Source organism: Oxynema aestuarii AP17 (assembly GCF_012295525.1).
GTDB classification, from domain to species: domain Bacteria; phylum Cyanobacteriota; class Cyanobacteriia; order Cyanobacteriales; family Laspinemataceae; genus Oxynema; species Oxynema aestuarii.
Window position 1 is genome coordinate 5,678,744 of record NZ_CP051167.1, and the last position, 17,077, is coordinate 5,695,820.

Below are 17,077 nucleotides of genomic sequence, written 5' to 3' on the forward strand. Positions count from 1 at the left end.
AAATATTACTAGATAGATAATTAAAAATCTAATACCCTCTAAAATCTAAGCTTACATGTCCATCAAAGTCGCCTTAAACCATCAGAAAATCTACCAGTTCGATCGCCCGGTGACCGTCGGTCCCCATATGGTTCGCTTGCGACCCTCCCCGCACTGTCGTACTCCGGTTTGCAGTTACAGCTTTAAAGTCATTCCAGAAGATTACTTACTAACCTGGCGACAAGATCCTTACGGAAACTACTTTGCAAAATTAAACTTCCCTAATCGTACCGAAAAATTGAAGTTTGAAGTCGATCTGATTGTCGAACTGCAACCGATTAATCCATTCGATTTTTTGTTAGAACATTATGCCGTTAACTATCCTTTCAAGTACGGCGATCGCCTCGCCAAAGATTTAGCGCCCTTCTTGGAAACTAGCGAAGCCAGTCCCTTACTCGATTCTTATTTAAAAAACTTAGATTATGCTTCAAATTTTACCATAAACTTTTTAACCGCGCTCAATAGCCAATTACAGCAAGATATTAAATACGAAATCCGCCTCGAAGAAGGAATTCAAACATGTGAAGAAACTCTCGATCGCCGGATCGGTTCCTGTCGGGATACGGCGTGGTTATTCGTACAGATTTTGCGCCATTTGGGGTTGGCGGCGCGCTTTGTTTCCGGTTATTTAATCCAACTGGCGGCGGACGAACCGCCCCTCGACGGTCCGGAGGGTACCGCAGAAGATACGGCAGATCTGCACGCCTGGACGGAAGTGTACCTTCCCGGGGCGGGATGGGTCGGTCTGGATCCGACCTCGGGGATGTTAGCCGCCGAAGGACACATTCCCTTATTCTGTAGCGCTCACTCAGTGAGTGCGGCTCCAATTGCCGGATCGATCGAGCAGTGTGAGAGTCAACTGCACTTCGCGATCGCCGTTTCCCGCTTTGAAGAGCGATCGCGGGTGACCAAACCCTACACGGACGAGCAATGGCAGGAGATCGATCGCCTCGGGCAAACCGTAGAACGCGCCTTGCAAGAGGCCGACGTGCGCCTGACGATGGGCGGCGAGCCGACCTTCGTATCGATCGACGATTATACTTCCCTCGAATGGCGCACCGGGGCAATGGGTCGAGACAAACGGCGGTTGGGGGAAATCCTCTTAAAACGGCTGCGCGATCGCTTCGCCCCCGGGGGTCTGCTGCACTACGGACAAGGCAAGTGGTATCCCGGCGAAAGCTTACCGCGCTGGGCGCTGGGCTGTTACTGGCGCGCCGACGAGCTGCCCTTGTGGCACGATCGCAGCCTGTTTGCCGAACCCGACGGCGATCGCTCCGCCACGATCGCCGACGCCCGCCGCTTCATGCTCGCCTTAGCCGATACCCTCGGGGTCGATCGCGATTGTGCGATCGCCGCGTGCGATCCTGCCCTTCCCCAACAGCCGAGCGCTTACGTGCTACCACTTTTACGCAGTCCGCAAGGCTGGATCTCCTGTGAATGGCAACTGCCCCACCCCTCTTTATATTTAGTTCCCGGCGATTCCCCTGCCGGATATCGCTTGCCCCTCAACGCGATCGCCTGGGTCGAAGCCGATCGATTGATGCGAGAATCCGACGGCAAAGGGGACGAACCCCTACCCCCGCCTCGCCGGGCCGAGCCCCACACCATTAACGTCGCCTTGTGCGTCGAACTGCGCGACGGGATCCTCTGGGTCTTCATCCCGCCGATCCAAATCCTCGACAACTACATCGATTTAATCGCCGCGATCGAACAGACCGCCAGCCAAACCGCGATCGCCGTGCGTCTCGAAGGCTATCCGCCACCGCGCGATCGTCGCCTGGTCGGCTTCCAAATCACCCCGGATCCCGGCGTCCTCGAAGTCAACTTACATCCCGCCAGCCATTGGGACGACCTCGTGCGTCATACCCGGATCCTCTACGAAGAAGCCCGTCTCTGTCGCTTGGGAACCGAAAAATTCATGCTCGACGGACGCCGGATCGGTACCGGAGGCGGTTCGCACCTGACCCTCGGCGGCTTGAGTGTCGCCGACAGCCCTCTGTTACGGCGCCCGGACTTACTCGCCAGCTTAATCGCTTACTGGCAACACCATCCCAGTCTGTCTTACTTATTTTCCTCATTGTTTGTCGGGCCGACCAGTCAAGCGCCCCGCATCGACGAAGCCCGTCACGATAGCTTGTACGAATTAGAAATTGCGATCGCCCAAATCCAAGCCCGACCGGAGATCCCGCCCCCCGTTGTCGATGCACTCCTGTCCAACTGGCTCGTGGATGTCACCGGAAATCGCCACCGTTGCGAATTCTGCATCGACAAACTCTATCCTGTCAACGCCCCCAACAATCAATGGGGACTCCTGGAACTGCGCGCCTTTGAAATGCCCCCCCATCCCGATATGTCCCTGGTGTTGGCATTGTTGGTGCGCGCCCTCGTCGCCCGCTTTTGGCAGCAACCCTACCAGCGTCCTTTCGTGCGCTGGGGAACCGCCTTGCACGATAAATTTGTTTTACCCTACTATCTCGAACGCGACCTCGCCGATATATTGCTGGAGTTGAAAATGGCGGGTTATGCCTTCGATTTAGCCTGGTTTGCGCCGTTTTTAGAGTTTCGCTTTCCGTACTACGGCGAAATCGTCGGCGAAGGGGTGCGCTTGGAATTGCGATCGGCGATCGAACCGTGGCACGTTCTCGCCGAAGACGCCACCGCCCGGGGAACCGCCCGCTATGTCGATTCTTCGATGGAACGAGTCCAAGTGAAACTGTCTCAAGCCGTCCCCGGTCGCCACTGGGTCACTTGCAACGGCTATCCCGTTCCGTTACAACCGACGGGGGTACAAGGGGAGTTCGTCGCGGGGGTTCGCTACCGGGCTCGCAAAATTTCCCAAGTCTTGCATCCGGCGATCGCCCCCCACGTTCCTTTGACCTTCGATTTAGTCGATACCTGGGTCGGACGGGCGATCGGTGGCTGTCAACTGTACGCCGACAATCCTAATGGGATGGAGTGGACCGCCTTACCCGTCAACTCCCGCGAAGCCCAATCGCGCCAACTCGCCCGCTTTATCCCTCACGGGCACAGCCCCGGGATTTTGGAGATCCCTCCCCTAGAACGGAGTCAAGAATATCCCAATACCCTAGATTTGCGACGGGTCGGGTTTTAGATTGTAGAGTTTAGAGTTTAGATGACTCCGACTCCCTACGGCCTACTCCTCCTCTCCCTCCCCGAAAAAACTCCCCCCAAATATTGACTCGGCTCCTGACGATGCGCTAATCTCTTCTTTGCTAGTGGAGTTATCTTTAACTAAAGTTGCGTGAGCTTTAGGGCGATCGCACGCTCCCCAGCAGATTTTAACTCTCGTGAAGCTTCGACACTGCGGACGGATGATGGCGAATGCACCGCATCAAATCGGTCGTCAAGCTCTGCCGTTCTAGTTCTGACAGCCAATGTTGAAAAAAAATCGACTTGCCAAAAGTGACTGTGTTAAGATATTAGTTGATAGGGAGCTTTTCGACCGAATTGCAATGGTTGAGGTAGCCTCTCAAGTGCTAACTTCCAAATGCATGATGAGCGTCGGCTCTTCATGAGGCTAACCTTGCAACTGCCGAGGTCAGTGCGAATCCTCTCTGGAACTCGGTCGGCGCGAGCCGAAAAAAGCTGAACTTCACATCCTTAAGGTATTTCCCAGACGAGTGTCATCCAAGGGTTGAATCGACATCTAGCGCAAACCCAACTTACGGGGAGATGAGTCAAACAAGCCTAGACGTCCTTCCTAGTATGTCTCTAGTGCAGACGATCGATCGAGGCACAGTGTTGCTTGCAACCGTAGCCCACTGACTTTTGCGCCCCCGGACCTAGTCCCAGCTCGCCTAGACTCGGCGGTAATTTACTCCGCAAAGAGGAAGGGCAAGCTCGTGCAAAATTAGGATTTACCGTTTCGGAAAGTTGTTGACAACTAAGTCTTTGCAAAATTAAAGAGGTATTATGACCCAGCAGGTTCTTCACCCAATGGTGAAATTCCAGCGCCAAGTGCGATCGCTAGTGGAATCAAAAGTCCTCAAGCCGACGGACAGCATCTGGAAAATAGCGCTTCTGTATGGGGATGAATGGGGTTATTGGAAAAAAGAGTTAGAAGAATTTGAATTTTCCACCCAAGACCCGATTCAAGAATTACTCGCGGTAGACGCTTGGGAAGAATAATCGCGATCGCGTACCGAGGGCGAACCAACGCCCTCGATTTTGATGGTTTCTAGAATAAGAGACAACGGCCACATCAAGGCCATCAGAGTTATTCAAAAACCGAATGCGATCTCGGACATGCCGTAAACAGCAGGGCGATCGCCAGAATTACCGAAGAGTTAACCCCAATTGAGATCTAGCGGTTCTTACTCGTGAACATATCCAATTCAACAACACGAGAGTATCGGCGAGTCAATGGAGAATGGCTATAAATGTTGACAAGCTCGATGTTGCCAATATCGAGCTTGTCAGCATTGGTTTTGGCCAGTTAATGGCTATTTTTGACAAGGGGCTGGCTTTTGTGAAAGGTCACACCCTACTCCGTTGAGAGTGTAGCAACAACCCGCAAGAACCAACGTTCTCGATCCACAGCATTTCAACGGCTTGGTTAGGCGTAGATTTCCGTCCTGACAACGGGATCTTGAGCTACTCTAGTAAATCCTTGACTGGCATTCATCCCCACCTTGCAATCAAGGTGGAGTATTGGAACTGACATTCTTGATAAATAAAATTTATTTGAATATTGATTGTTTTCGTAGTGAATTGAATCGATAGATCTTAGAGAACGGCCCTGGAGAACGGCCACATCGATCTTAAAATCTAAAATCTAAACTCTAAAATCTAAACTCTAAAATCTAAACTCTAAAATCTGAAATCTAAACGTCCTGCCTGAAACCGTGGGAAGCAGGCGAAAATCTATAATAAAATCTAAAACTTTAGGTTAAAGCTATGAAACCTTGGAATATATCGATCGCGCTGCTGACGCTGCTGATGGCGATCGCTTCCCCGACCATTGCGGAAGTTCCCGCCCGTTCCAAGCCAATTTTAACCCAGAGAGACGGGGAAGACACCCGACCCATCGAACCGACCAGTCCCAGGGAAGAAAGCACCGAAGTCGAACCCCCACCAGAAAACGAAGCCGAAACCACAGAAGAAACGGAAGAATCGGCAGAAGATGCCGAAAAAGAAGCTGAAAAAGCCGCCAGACGCGAACGATTGGAAATTCTCGCCGAGGGCGATCGCCTCTACCAAGCCGGAGACATTGCCGGGGCCGAAGCCTTATACCAACAAGTCAAACCGCCCTTTTCTAGCGAAGGAAATGCCCGAGGCATCGCCAGCTTGCCAGACGCGACCGCCGACCCGACCCAGTTATCGCCAAAAGGGGGCGTTTACTGGCGCGAAGCACAAGCGGGATGGGAACAAAAACTCGAAACGCGCATTTTCGTTCCCCTAGAATTTTTAGTCGAAGAAGACCCCGAATTTATTCCCGGACACTTACTGTTAGCCGAAGCTTATACCCATTACGAACAACCGGAAAAAGCCGTCGAAGTTTTAGAACGGGCGACCACGTTTTATCCAAATAATCCCGAACTGTTGCGGGCAAAAATAGAAGTTTTAGGCAATACCGAACAATGGCTGGAAGCTTCGATCGCCGCGCGCCAATTTGCCCTCCTCAATCCCGACCATCCCGACGCCGAAGAATTCACCCGCTTAGCCGACGAGAACTTTGATAAATTCCGTTCTCACGTTCGCAAGCAACTCGCCGGAAATGCGATCGGTAACGTCTTGACCGGGGCGTTTAGCGTCGTTTTGACAGGCAATCCATTAGGCGCGCTTTCCGCCGTAGAAACCTTAATTTTACTCGCCCGGGGAGAATCGGCGATCGGCAATAGTATCGCCAACCAAGCCAAAGAAAATCTCGAATTGATTGAAGACGAGCAAGTTGTTAACTATATCGAAGATTTGGGACAAAAACTCGCAAAACTAAGCGGTCGCGATGATTTTGAATACGAGTTTTACGTCATAAAAGATAAAAATCTCAATGCCTTTGCCCTTCCTGGCGGCAAAGTTTTTGTGAATGCCGGAGCCATTTTACACACCGATTCCGAAGCCGAACTCGCCGGATTGTTGACCCACGAACTCGCCCACGCCGTCTTATCCCATGGCTTCCAAATGGTGACTCACGGGAACCTTTTAAGTAATATGTTTCGTCATTTGCCTTTTGGCGGAACCGTTGCCAATTTATTAGTATTGGACTACAGCCGCGATATGGAAGTTCAAGCGGATGTTTTAGGAACCCGGTTGCTGACTTCGGCAGGTTATGCGGCGGACGGACTGCGAAATTTGATGGTAGAACTGCGCGAACAATATGGTGAGGGAAGTTCATTTTTACGATTTATGTCTTCTCACCCGTTAACCCAAGATCGAATCGATTATCTAGAAAGTTTAATCGAAAATGGCGGTTATAATCGTTTTGCGTATGAAGGGGTGGAACGACATCAAGAAATTAGGCAGCGTGTCGCCGAATTGATGAAAGACGAACTCGATGAGGAAGAGTTAGAGGATTTAGATATTACCCTGGAAGAAGAGGAGGAAGCGCAAGAAGAAGGGGAAGAATCAACAGAATCTTCTCAAGAGGAGGAGAATGTAGAATCCGAAGGAGAAACCGAAAACGACCCCACCACACCCCGCGAAATTCCGCAAGATTAGAGGGGAATCAGGGGATTCTCGCGATCGATAAAGGTCACAACTCAAATAAGCTGTTAGACATTTAAACTGCATGAATCAAACCAGTGATGTTCCGATGAGACTGGTTACAAAGAAAATATCAAAAAATCTAGTAGGGGTTTGGTCACCAAACCCCTACAGGGTACAATAGTTTTTGGTAGTTTGTGTGAGTACGGGCAGGATGCCCGCCTCGTAACTATGCATTTTAAAAGATAAACAGTTTAGGATGGCTGTATAACAACTGAAATTAGGCAATTTCTTGGTAACATTCTTCAACGGTTGCGCCGCGTTCCATTGCGGAAACTAAGCGTTCGTAAGCCTCCCAATTAGCCTCAATTAAGGTTTTGGCTTGCAAGGTCGCCCAACGTTCTTTTAATTGAACTTCGGTGAGGTCGCGGCGATTTTGGGCGAGGATGGCGCGCAGTTTTTGGCGATCGTCGTTACCGCCTTCAATCCGATCGCCCGTCAAACTTTCAGCAGCAATTCCCGCCATCCAAAGGATGCAATAGCGATCGAATAATTGAGCGGAAATTTTACCCGTTTCTAAAGCTTCAGCTAATTGCCGATCTTCAAAACGAACCCCTCCCTGGGCTCGTTGTCCTTGTCGAAATGCCTGCCAAGCGTTGAGTGCATATCCGGTGACGGGAATATCGAGTAAGGTGGCGACGAGAAAATGTCCGGCTTCGTGGCGGACGACACGCGATCGATGTTCTGGAGAGAGGCGCGCGAACCAATCGATAATGAGGGTTCCGCCTTGTCCTTCGAGGCTGAAACTGTCGAAAGTAAACAGTCCAAGAACGGTAAATGTAGCGGCAGCCGGCAGCAGGGGAGAGATATTAAAAACGGGAGAAAGTAAAGCGGAAAAGGTCATCGTGAAGACGCCGATCGCCGCTAAATTAAGAGCAGTTGGACTCATGAGCTCAATGGTTGGAATTACACTTGGTTTGCAGGAGTTGGGAGGGTCGAAATTAAGGCGTTTGGGGTTGGATTTCGTGAGCTTTATAGAAGGTTTCTAAGCTATGACGATCGCCCACAAAACGCCAGTGCCAAGGTTCGTAAGCTACGCCCTGGGGATTGTCTTTAGGAAAGGATAACTCAAAACTATAATAAGGAGCGTTCGCCGCCAACCATTGGAACGCGGCGGTTTTCTCAAAATCTGGACTCAGATGGGTCGCCGGAACGTTCGCATCGCCAATATCGACCGCGTAACCCGTATGGTGTTCGCTGTACCCCGGCGGCGCGCTGACTTCGGCCCGTTCCCTAGCGATTTGTCCGCGTTGGGCTTTAATGTCGAAAAATAAGTATTGCTGGTCTTCTACGGTGCGAAAACCGGAGATTACCGCTAAATAAATCCCTTGAGCTGCGGCGTCCGCCTTCATTTGCAAGAACGCACGGGCAGCAGCACGGCGCATTTTGATGCTTCCGTCTCCTGTAATCGGCTCCAATTGTTCGAGGGGCGCCTGTTCGTAAGGTAAATGTCCGAGAACGTTTTCACCGTCGAGGGAGTTTTCGGGCGCCTCTGGGGAGGGAGAATCGGACGGCGCCGAGGGGGTGGCGGGGTCTGAGAAATTGCTATTGGGGGCGATCGCGGTTTCCCGGGGGGTTTGGGCGGCTAAGATGAACCAGAGTCCCGAAGCGAGGGCGATCGCCCCGGCGCCCGCGAAAACGACGATCGCACCGAGGGGCTTTGAGGTCGATGGTGCTGGCGCTTCAGGGGTATCGCGAACCGCTTGGGGAATATCCTCGCCGATTCCGGCGGAGGCATTGGACGGGTTTCCTGACAAACCAACCTTATTCAAGGGAGTCACTCCTACGTGTAAAATCCAGCTTGCACTGTTAAAGATTTTAACGGTCTCGGACCGTTTCATCCGGTTTGTGAACCCGCGCCATCGGATCGAGTGCGATCGGGCCGTCATCCCTACGGACGGATAGACTGGGTTAATCTGTATTCATTTCTATTACTTTCTCGGGTTGAGTCTCGATCGTTTGCCTTAGATCCGAACGGTTGACAAAGCCGGAAGTCGCCGGGAAGATCGCTGCGTCCTCGAAGATCGCGCGATCGCGACCTTTACCCATTGATGCGATCGATGGTTCCCCTCGACTACCCCGCAGATTATTGACAATTATTTGTTGTCTCGATAAAATTTGGTAGCGTCCGAAGGTTTTTCCAGAACGCCCCCTACAAATCAAAAATTAGATCTAAAGAATTGCCAATTTTACTTGACAAAATTAAAATCGTTTTTTTTGGAATTTGACAGTCAAGTAACAGGAAAAGACGGCGATCGCCTTCAAGGTCGATTGTCGGGTTGTTGTTGCGCTTATTTAAGGGGCGATCGCAAAAGATCCCTTAAAAACTGAACGAGTCATGTTCTTGCTCAAACTTCAATCATTTTACCACTCGGCATTTCAATATGCCAGACAACATAAGTGGTCGGTTTCTTATGGAATTTCTCTGATTTTGACCCTAGGGGCGATCGCCATTTTAATCCCCGAATATTATTGGGGAAGACCTTCCCAGCGCGAACAATATTCGAGCAAATCCATCGATTCGCGACCTATCCGTACCGTCGCCGATTTCAATCGTTACCGAGCCAAAATTGACCGATTGTGTCAGCTTCCCAAAGAGATTCGAGCGGAAAAAGGCTATACCTGGTGTCCGCCCGATGGCCAACTACAATATATTCCCACAGGTTTTTTTATCCAGTCGATTGACTTTATCAATAGTAGTGACGTTCACGTTACGGGTTATATCTGGCAAAAAACACCCGAGGGTGTGGTAGCCTCCGAGAACGAGGAATCGACTTGTAAATTTATCTTTCCCGATACGGTGTATTCTCCGGATTATTTATTAATTGAAAAGCGCGATAATCCCAATAGTCCGAATACAACTCTGTGTTATTTTGAAGCCGCATTGCGTGAAAACTTCGATTACGGTAAATACCCGTTCGATCGCAAAATAGTTTGGATTCGAGTGTGGACGGGGAGTTATGACTTCTTACCCGTCCTCAAACCTGCGTTTGAAGATTACGAACTGAGTGCAACCACCGAAAGGAGGCAAATCTTAGATCCGGAAAATACACCCGTTCCCATCGAAGCGTTTATCGATCCCGAAGCGGTCATTCCCGGCGAATTTGGCAAACCGGAAGATATTTACTTCAGTTACCGACAACATAAATATTTAACCACAATGGGATCGGTCGGTTGCCAGAAGGCCGATATCGAGGTGGGCTGTTTCGAGAAAGATCATCCCGAACTCTATTTTAATATCGTTTTGCGACGAAATCCGGGGACGGCGTTATTTCTTTATGGAGTACCGTTACTGGTGACGGCGATGGTTTTGTGCGCCACGTTGATGATGCTGGTGAAAGATCAAAATCTCGCCCAACAATACGGTTTAGATACCTTTGGTATTTTAGGCGTTTGCGTCAGCTTATTTTTTGCCTTACTGATTTCACAAGCTCAGATTCGCGTCGAATTTACCGGTCCTTTAGTTTATATCGAACAACTTTACACGGTGATGTATGTCACGATCGCTTTAGTCGCCGTCGATGCGTATCTGTTCTTTAAAGATGACGATAATTCTAAGTTTAGTCGTTTTATTCGACATCAGGATAACTTGTACTTCAAGTTATTTTATTGGCCGTTTATTTGCACCTGTTTCTTTCTAACAACCCTTTGGTACGTGTATTTAGACCGCAATTTTCCCAATCGACAGTTTTTCTGTTACCAGCATGGAGATAATATATTATCTTCTGTTTGCCAAAACTGGAGCGATCGCCAATTGAGAGAACGACATGAGGTTCCCACCCCAGTGCATCAGGTTCCGTCGGTTCCTGACGATCGCTCGGAATAAGGGGCGTTCGCGGAGGGCCGACCCAGGAAAATCGCCTTAAAATCGAGCATTGAGTGTCTTCTCCAGCCATTGGCGACGGCGGTCGATTTGGCCGCGTCTTTTTTTGGAGCGCTCCTGCAAACCCTAGCTTGAGATGGTCACCATGTTCGATATCGGACAAAAACTGCTCGAAATTTACACCCAACTCGGCGGTTTAGCCTTACTCGGCTTTATCCTCGGGCGCTTGCTTCCCCCTCGGATTCCGATGTACGTGGGTCAATTTCTATTCTGGATCGGGGTTCCGGTGAGCGTGTTTGCATTCGTGCGGCGCACGGATTTATCCGGTTCGATTTGGCTGGCACCCGCGATCGCCTGGGGAGCCATTTTGTTAGGGGGGGCTCTGGGATGGTTGTGGTTGCAGGTGCGCCAACGCTGGCAGCCCCCGAATGCGGTCAAATCCGCACCGATGTATACCGTAGACACCCCCAGTCAGGGCAGTTTTCTGCTCGCGGCGATGGTCGGCAATACGGGATATATCGGTTATCCGGTGACCCTGACCCTGGTGGGGGAAAAATATTTCGGTTGGGCGCTGTTTTACGACTTATTCGGGACCGTGATCGGGGCCTACGGACTGGGAGTGGCGATCGCGGCCCGCTTTGGCGAAGGGGATAAAAACCCCTGGCAAGTGGCGGCGGCGACGGTTCGTAATCCCACCTTATTCGCCTTGGCCCTGGCGTTGCTGGTGCGATCGCAACCCCTCCCGGCGGCGATCGAAAGCGGCTTGCAAACGTTCGCCTGGGGATCGATCTCGGGGGCCTTGGTGCTGCTGGGGATGCGACTGTCGCGACTGCGATCGTGGAGTAGCCTCAAACCTGCGGCAGTTTCTCTCGGGATTAAAATGCTCGTCGTTCCCGCCATTATCGGCGCGCTGTTAGCTGGGTTTGGGTTGCGCGGGATGCCGCAGTTGGTAATGGTGCTGCAGGTGGCGATGCCTCCCGCGTTTGCCAATTTGGTGTTAGCGGAAACCTACCAACTCGATCGCGACTTGACCGTGACGGCGTTGGCGGTCGGATCGGTCGGTTTTTTAGTCACCTTACCCCTGTGGTTGTTGCTGTTTGGTCGTTAAGGGGTGCGCAGGGGGGCGTAAGTTTCGGCGAGTTTGGCTGGATTCATTTGCTCGTAACGCTCGAAAGGCTGGTGAATCCAGGGATTGTCCGCAAGATAGTCTACATAATAATCCGGTTTGATGCCGGAACTGGCTTTATACCAAATGACTGCCGATCGCAGTTCCCGGATTTGGTCGCCGTGATGCGCTTGCAACCAGTGAATAGTTTGCTGGAGGGAAACTCCGGAATCGACTAAATCGTCCGCCAGTAAGACGCGATCGCCCAAGGTCTGGGTCGTCATCGTCAAATGAGCGGCAATGGTTAAGGCGCCGCGCACTTTTCCCTCGGAACCGCCGTAGGAAGAGGCGAATAAAATCGCCAGAGGGCGATCGTAGATTCGGGCCAGTAAATCGCCGACGCGCAGACCGCCTTTAGCAATACAGACGATCTGGTTAAACTCCCAACCGGAGTGGTAAATTTGAGCCGCCAGTTGCTCGATTTTCTGATGGTACTCCGACCACGAAACATAGAGATCGCTCATCTCGGGTGCTTGACTCGATAAGACCACGACGATCCTAGCCCATTTTCGCGGGTCGTTCGTTTGCCGGGGCGCGATCGCCCACATCCTATGTCAAGATACGGAAAAATCGAGCCGAACGTCCCCGGAGGTTTTCTCCGGTCGTGGCGATCGCCCTATTTTCCTCTCCATCGTTCACGTTAGCCTGTACTTATGGTCAAGACGCCGCCTTCCGCGAGTTCCCCTAACGACCCGTCCTCCGAAAAACTGAGTTTGTCCACGAAATTAGCCTATGGGGCGGGGGATATGAGTGCTGGGATGACGACGATTCTCCTGGCCTTTTCTTTGATGATTTTTCTCACCCAAGCGGCGGGATTGGATCCCGGTTTGGCGGGAACGGTGCTGTTAATCGGGAAAGTTTGGGATGCAATTAACGATCCGATTATCGGCATTCTCAGCGATCGCACGCGATCGCGCTGGGGACGACGGCGATCGTGGATGCTGTTTGCCTCGGTTCCCTTTGCCTTGTTCTTCTTTCTCCAGTGGTTGGTTCCCCATTTCAGCGACAATCCCGAGATCGATCGATGGGCTTTGTTTACCTACTACTGTATAATTTCGATCCTCTTTCAAACGGCTTATACCGCAGTCAACCTTCCTTATACCGCCCTCACTCCAGAACTGACCCAAGATTATAACGAACGCACCAGTCTCAACAGTTTTCGCTTTGCATTTTCGATTGGCGGCAGTATTTTCGCCCTGGCTTTAGGAGTTGTTTTTACTCAACTGACCGACAATCCCCAAACCCTTTATTTTCGATTGGGAACCACCTGTGCCCTGCTATCTTTACTGCCGATTTATTGGTGCGTTTGGGGAACCCGCGAACGTTATCAAAGCGAATCGGAAGAGTCGTTACCGATTTTTCAACAACTGAGAATCGTCGCCCAAAATAAACCGTTTCGCTTTGTAATTGCCATTTATTTATTTTCCTGGCTGGCGTTGCAGTTAACCACGGCGATCATTCCTTATTTTGTCGTCAGTTGGATGCGTCGGGAATCGTTTTTTGAAGTCGCATTAATCGTCCAGTCGGTGGCGATCGCCATGTTATTTTTCTGGAGTAAAGTGAGCCAAAAATTGGGCAGAAAAGCGGTTTACTTTATGGGGATGAGCTTTTGGATTGTCGCTCAAGGGGGACTGTTCTTTTTACCGCGCGATCGCGTCGATTTGATGTATCTACTGGCGGCGATCGCCGGATTTGGTGTCGCTACCGCTTATCTCGTTCCCTGGTCGATGTTGACGGACATCGTGGATTTAGACGAACTGAAAACAGGTCAACGGCGCGAGGGGATTTTTTATTCCTTTATGGTGTTCCTGCAAAAAGTTGGTTTAGGTTTAGGCATCTTTTTAGTCGGAATCGTCCTCGATTTATCCGGTTTTATCAAAGCGGAACCCGGTCAACCGATTCCCCCTCAACCGGATTCCGCTTTATTGGCGATTCGGGTGGCGATCGGGCCGTTACCCACTGTTGCACTGATTATTGGCCTCGTTCTGGTCTATTTTTACCCCATCACTCGGGAAATTCACAGCGAAATCTTACTCAAGTTACACGAACGCAAACGGAGGGAATCGGTTGAGAGTTGAGCAAGTTGCCGATGAGTTTGGCAACTGAATCGCCGGGAGGAACCGAGTTTCGCGCCGAGACTTCGGTAAAAATGCCATTTCCAAGAAACCCGGTTGGCGAACGAACGGTGGATGCAATGAATGCAGTCCACGTTGGATTTTTAAACCGCCCGTCCTTCGGCTTTGGCCAGTTGTTCGGTCAACTGTTCCTCACTCATGGCCGGGGATTTGCAGGTCAAGCCTTCGCAGACGAGGGCGATCGCCCCTTCCGGAAGATCCGCGACTTCTTGGAAAACCGCCGTGGGATGATATTCACTCATTAACTGACCGAGACGATCGCGGGTCGTTCGCACTAAGGTGGGATGGCGATACCCATCCAGGGCCGCAAATAAGGACGGACAGGCGGACGGAGAACGGTGCATGATGCTGCTAAACGCTTTCAATCCGGCTTCGGCGCGATCGAGATAGTCGAGATTGTCGGCGAGTAAGGCTAACCGCACTAAATTGGCGATCGCCACCCCATTCGCCGCCGGAGTGGCATTGTCTGTATAACTGCGTTCGCGCACGATCGGGGCGTCGGGGCGATCGCCCGTGGTATTGAAATAGCCCCCGAGTTCCACACTCCAGAGTAACTCGTCAAATTCTGCCTGAACCGCGATCGCCTTGTCCAAATAAAGGCGCACATCCTCCGTGTCCCCATCAAAAGACAAACTCGCCTGTTGCACGTCCAACAAGGCTTTAATCAAAAAGGCATAATCTTCCGACTGGGCCAGGGTATCCGCTTCTCCGGCGTAGTTGAGGCGGTGGAAGCGTCCGTCTACCCAATGATGGGCGAGGATAAAATCGGCCCCTTGACGGGCTAACTCTAGATAAGACCGTTCCCGAAACACCGCCGCCGCGCGACTCAACCCCGAGATCGCCAGCGCATTCCAAGCGGCGATCGCCTTCGTATCGGTCACCGGAGGAATGCGACCGGGCCAACTCTTGGTTTTGGCTTCTTGATTGTCTCGCGCCGGGGGAAAGGTCTCGATTTGGGCGGGTTTTTTGCCGTAACGACCCGCAAAGAGCTCGTCGAGGGCCGATCGCGTCGTGGGGTCGATTCCCCGGCGATCGCGCCGTTGTAAAACGTTCTTCCCTTCAAAATTGCCCTCGGGAGAAACATCGAAGCGATCGGCGATCGCCTCCAATCCCTCCCGGGTCAACCGTCGTTCTAATTCGCGATAACTCCAAACGTAAAACGCCCCTTCTTCCGGTTCCGCTTCGTCGGGGGTGGTGAAACTGTCCGCATCTTGCGCCGCCCAAAAATAACCTTCGGGCGATCGCATTTCCTGTTGCAACCAGGCGATCGTACCGCGAATCGCTTCCTCAAACGCGGTTTCGCGAACCCCCGCACCCCACAAATTCGCCAGATATTCTAAAATTTGGCCGTTATCGTAGAGCATTTTCTCGAAATGCGGCACGGTCCACGTCGGATCGACGGTATAGCGGTGGAAGCCTCCGGCGACGACATCGTAAATCCCGCCGAGGGCGAGGTCTAAACCCCGTTGGGTCGCCGCTTCGGCGAGGTTGTAGCGCGATTCAAACTCGAAGCGCGTCCCTTGTAAAACCAACTGCGCGTAAGGCATCATCGGGAAACTCGGACCGTATTCGCGAGTGGCGATCGCCCCGGTATTGACTTCGAGTCCGCGCCAGAGTAAATCGTCGCTTAACGCTTCTCCGGCGCCGATTTGGGCCGCTTGTTGCATGTAGCCCATAATTTCCTGTTTGAAGCCGTGCAGTTTCTCTTTTTCCGTGTCGTAATAGCGCCGGATCGCTTGCAAGACTTGCAGGAAACCGGGACGCCCGTAGCGCGGTTCGAGGGGAAAATAGGTGCCGCCGTAGAAGGGAACGCGATCGTCCGGGGTCAGAAAGATATTGAGGGGCCACCCGCCTTGTCCGGTCATCATTTGCAGGGCTTGCATGTAGATGCTATCGATGTCCGGGCGTTCTTCGCGATCGACTTTAATCGGTAAAAAGTTGGCGTTCATGTATTCGGCGATCGCCTCGTCGGAAAAGGCTTCCCCTTCCATGACCGTACACCAATGACAGCTCGAATAGCCGATGGAGAGAAAGATCGGTTTGTTTTCCTGTTTGGCGGTTTCGAGGGCGTCTTCACTCCACGACCACCAGTCGATCGGGTTGTCGGCGTGTTTTCGCAGGTAAAGGCTTTTGCTGTGGGCTAGACGGTTGACCATTCTTTTTTAAAAAAACTCGATATGATTGCGCTTTACTCGATCGTAGTTTAGCGCGTTCGCTTTAAGGCCGATCGCCGTCTAAAATGCCCGTAATGGCGGCGCGATCGTCGATCAATTCGAGATCTTCGATTTGGAGGTTGCCCCGTTCGAGTTGGAGGACGAGTTGGCGTTCGAGGCGATCGACCGGGATCCCGAGGCGATCGGCCATTTGGGACAAACTGAGGTTGAGATTGCCCAGTTTGACTTGAGTTTCCGAGTCGAATTTCAATTTGCCCTGATCGACCTGGGGCTGACCGTCGAGGGCCATATATACTTTGCGGTCTTTGAGAAAGGGGAAGGTCGTTAGGGCGCGATCGTATATTTTCCGTTCGGGCGGGGTCAAGGCGTCCACGGGGATCGCCCCTAAATTGACCACGGCGCCCAGTTCGACTTTTCCCGCTTTGACCTCAGCTTTGAAGCCTTCGGTGGCTGGCAGAAACGGGGCGATCCCCGAGGTTTCGTTTAAACTGGAGACGAGTAAATCGTTAAAGTCGCGATTGTCGAGGTCGAGTCGGATCGGGATCGAGCGATCGAATGGGTTTCGGGAAGCGGTCTCTGGGCGGGCGGCGGGGGTCTCGACGGCGGCGGGACGGGCGATCTCGTTGGCGATTTTGAGGTCGATGCGCGCTTGGGCGGCAGCGACGGCGCCGCGATCGCTCAAATTGACGGCTTGAGCGCTGTTGGGGAGATCGTTCTCGTACCAGTCGGGTAAAGTGGTGACTTGTCGCCAGTAGTAGTAACTGAGTGAGAATCCGGCGATGAGGGCGATAAAGGCGGCGATCGCAATTTTTTTCATGGGTGCAACGGTTCGAGACAATAGGATCAGATCGGGATCGACGGGGATAATTTCACCTTAACTCGTGCGATCGCCAATGGGGGAATGACCTTGGCGATCGCACCGCGCCTGTTGCCCCTCGTGGCGGGCGATCGCCAAGGTCTATAAGTGCAACCTTAATTCTTTATTAAAAAATAATTTATTGTTATTTGCTGTTTTTAT

General features: G+C 51.8%; 13 protein-coding genes. 7 read left to right on the top strand and 6 right to left on the bottom strand.

The annotated features are described in order from the left end of the window. Positions 1–55: 55 nt before the first annotated feature. The 4 genes from HCG48_RS22695 (at position 56) to HCG48_RS22705 (ending at position 6,717) form a co-directional block, all read left to right on the top strand. Positions 56–3,151 (top strand): transglutaminase family protein, encoded by a 3,096-nt coding sequence (locus HCG48_RS22695; RefSeq protein WP_168571209.1) that lies wholly within the window; start codon positions 56–58, stop codon positions 3,149–3,151. An 821-nt stretch (positions 3,152–3,972) separates the two neighbouring features. Continuing rightward, positions 3,973–4,188, top strand: a complete 216-nt coding sequence (locus tag HCG48_RS22700) for a DUF4327 family protein (protein ID WP_168571210.1) — start codon at positions 3,973–3,975, stop codon at positions 4,186–4,188. A 241-nt stretch (positions 4,189–4,429) separates the two neighbouring features. Then, on the top strand, positions 4,430–4,555 hold the full coding sequence (locus tag HCG48_RS26605; RefSeq protein WP_281362042.1) for a hypothetical protein: 126 nt from the start codon (positions 4,430–4,432) through the stop codon (positions 4,553–4,555). Between the two features lie 401 nt (positions 4,556–4,956). Further along, complete coding sequence (locus tag HCG48_RS22705; RefSeq protein ID WP_168571211.1) at positions 4,957–6,717, top strand: M48 family metallopeptidase; 1,761 nt, start codon at positions 4,957–4,959, stop codon at positions 6,715–6,717. Between the two features lie 265 nt (positions 6,718–6,982). Here HCG48_RS22705 and HCG48_RS22710 read toward each other — a convergent pair whose 3' ends face one another. The 3 genes from HCG48_RS22710 to HCG48_RS22720 form a co-directional block, all read right to left on the bottom strand. Beyond that, a complete protein-coding gene (locus HCG48_RS22710; protein ID WP_168571212.1) occupies positions 6,983–7,651 on the bottom strand; it encodes an ATP-dependent Zn protease in 669 nt (222 codons plus the stop codon). Between the two features lie 52 nt (positions 7,652–7,703). Beyond that, positions 7,704–8,534: a M15 family metallopeptidase gene (locus HCG48_RS22715; protein ID WP_246260175.1), complete on the bottom strand. Its 831-nt coding sequence runs from the start codon at positions 8,532–8,534 to the stop codon at positions 7,704–7,706. 139 nt (positions 8,535–8,673) lie between these two features. Then, a complete protein-coding gene (locus tag HCG48_RS22720) occupies positions 8,674–8,811 on the bottom strand; it encodes a hypothetical protein (protein WP_168571214.1) in 138 nt (45 codons plus the stop codon). 289 nt (positions 8,812–9,100) lie between these two features. On the opposite strand from HCG48_RS22720, the gene HCG48_RS22725 reads away from it, so the two are divergent. Beyond that, positions 9,101–10,588 carry a hypothetical protein gene (locus HCG48_RS22725; RefSeq protein ID WP_168571215.1) on the top strand — a complete coding sequence of 496 codons (1,488 nt, stop codon included), beginning with the start codon at positions 9,101–9,103 and terminating at the stop codon, positions 10,586–10,588. Between the two features lie 133 nt (positions 10,589–10,721). Then, positions 10,722–11,693, top strand: a complete 972-nt coding sequence (locus HCG48_RS22730) for an AEC family transporter (protein WP_320415751.1) — start codon at positions 10,722–10,724, stop codon at positions 11,691–11,693. On the opposite strand, the gene HCG48_RS22735 is transcribed toward HCG48_RS22730, so the two are convergent. Continuing rightward, entirely contained in the window at positions 11,690–12,214 is a 525-nt protein-coding gene (locus HCG48_RS22735) for a phosphoribosyltransferase (protein WP_168571216.1), read from the bottom strand. The genes HCG48_RS22730 and HCG48_RS22735 overlap by 4 nt on opposite strands. 189 nt (positions 12,215–12,403) lie before the next feature. On the opposite strand from HCG48_RS22735, the gene HCG48_RS22740 reads away from it, so the two are divergent. After that, positions 12,404–13,828 carry an MFS transporter gene (locus HCG48_RS22740; protein WP_168571217.1) on the top strand — a complete coding sequence of 475 codons (1,425 nt, stop codon included), beginning with the start codon at positions 12,404–12,406 and terminating at the stop codon, positions 13,826–13,828. Positions 13,829–13,968: 140 nt separating this feature from the next. Here HCG48_RS22740 and HCG48_RS22745 read toward each other — a convergent pair whose 3' ends face one another. Together HCG48_RS22745 and HCG48_RS22750 are read right to left on the bottom strand one after the other, a co-directional pair. Then, positions 13,969–16,041 carry a thioredoxin domain-containing protein gene (locus HCG48_RS22745; protein ID WP_168571218.1) on the bottom strand — a complete coding sequence of 691 codons (2,073 nt, stop codon included), beginning with the start codon at positions 16,039–16,041 and terminating at the stop codon, positions 13,969–13,971. A gap of 61 nt (positions 16,042–16,102) precedes the next feature. Then, positions 16,103–16,876, bottom strand: a complete 774-nt coding sequence (locus tag HCG48_RS22750; protein WP_168571219.1) for a hypothetical protein — start codon at positions 16,874–16,876, stop codon at positions 16,103–16,105. Between the last annotated feature and the right edge of the window lie 201 nt (positions 16,877–17,077).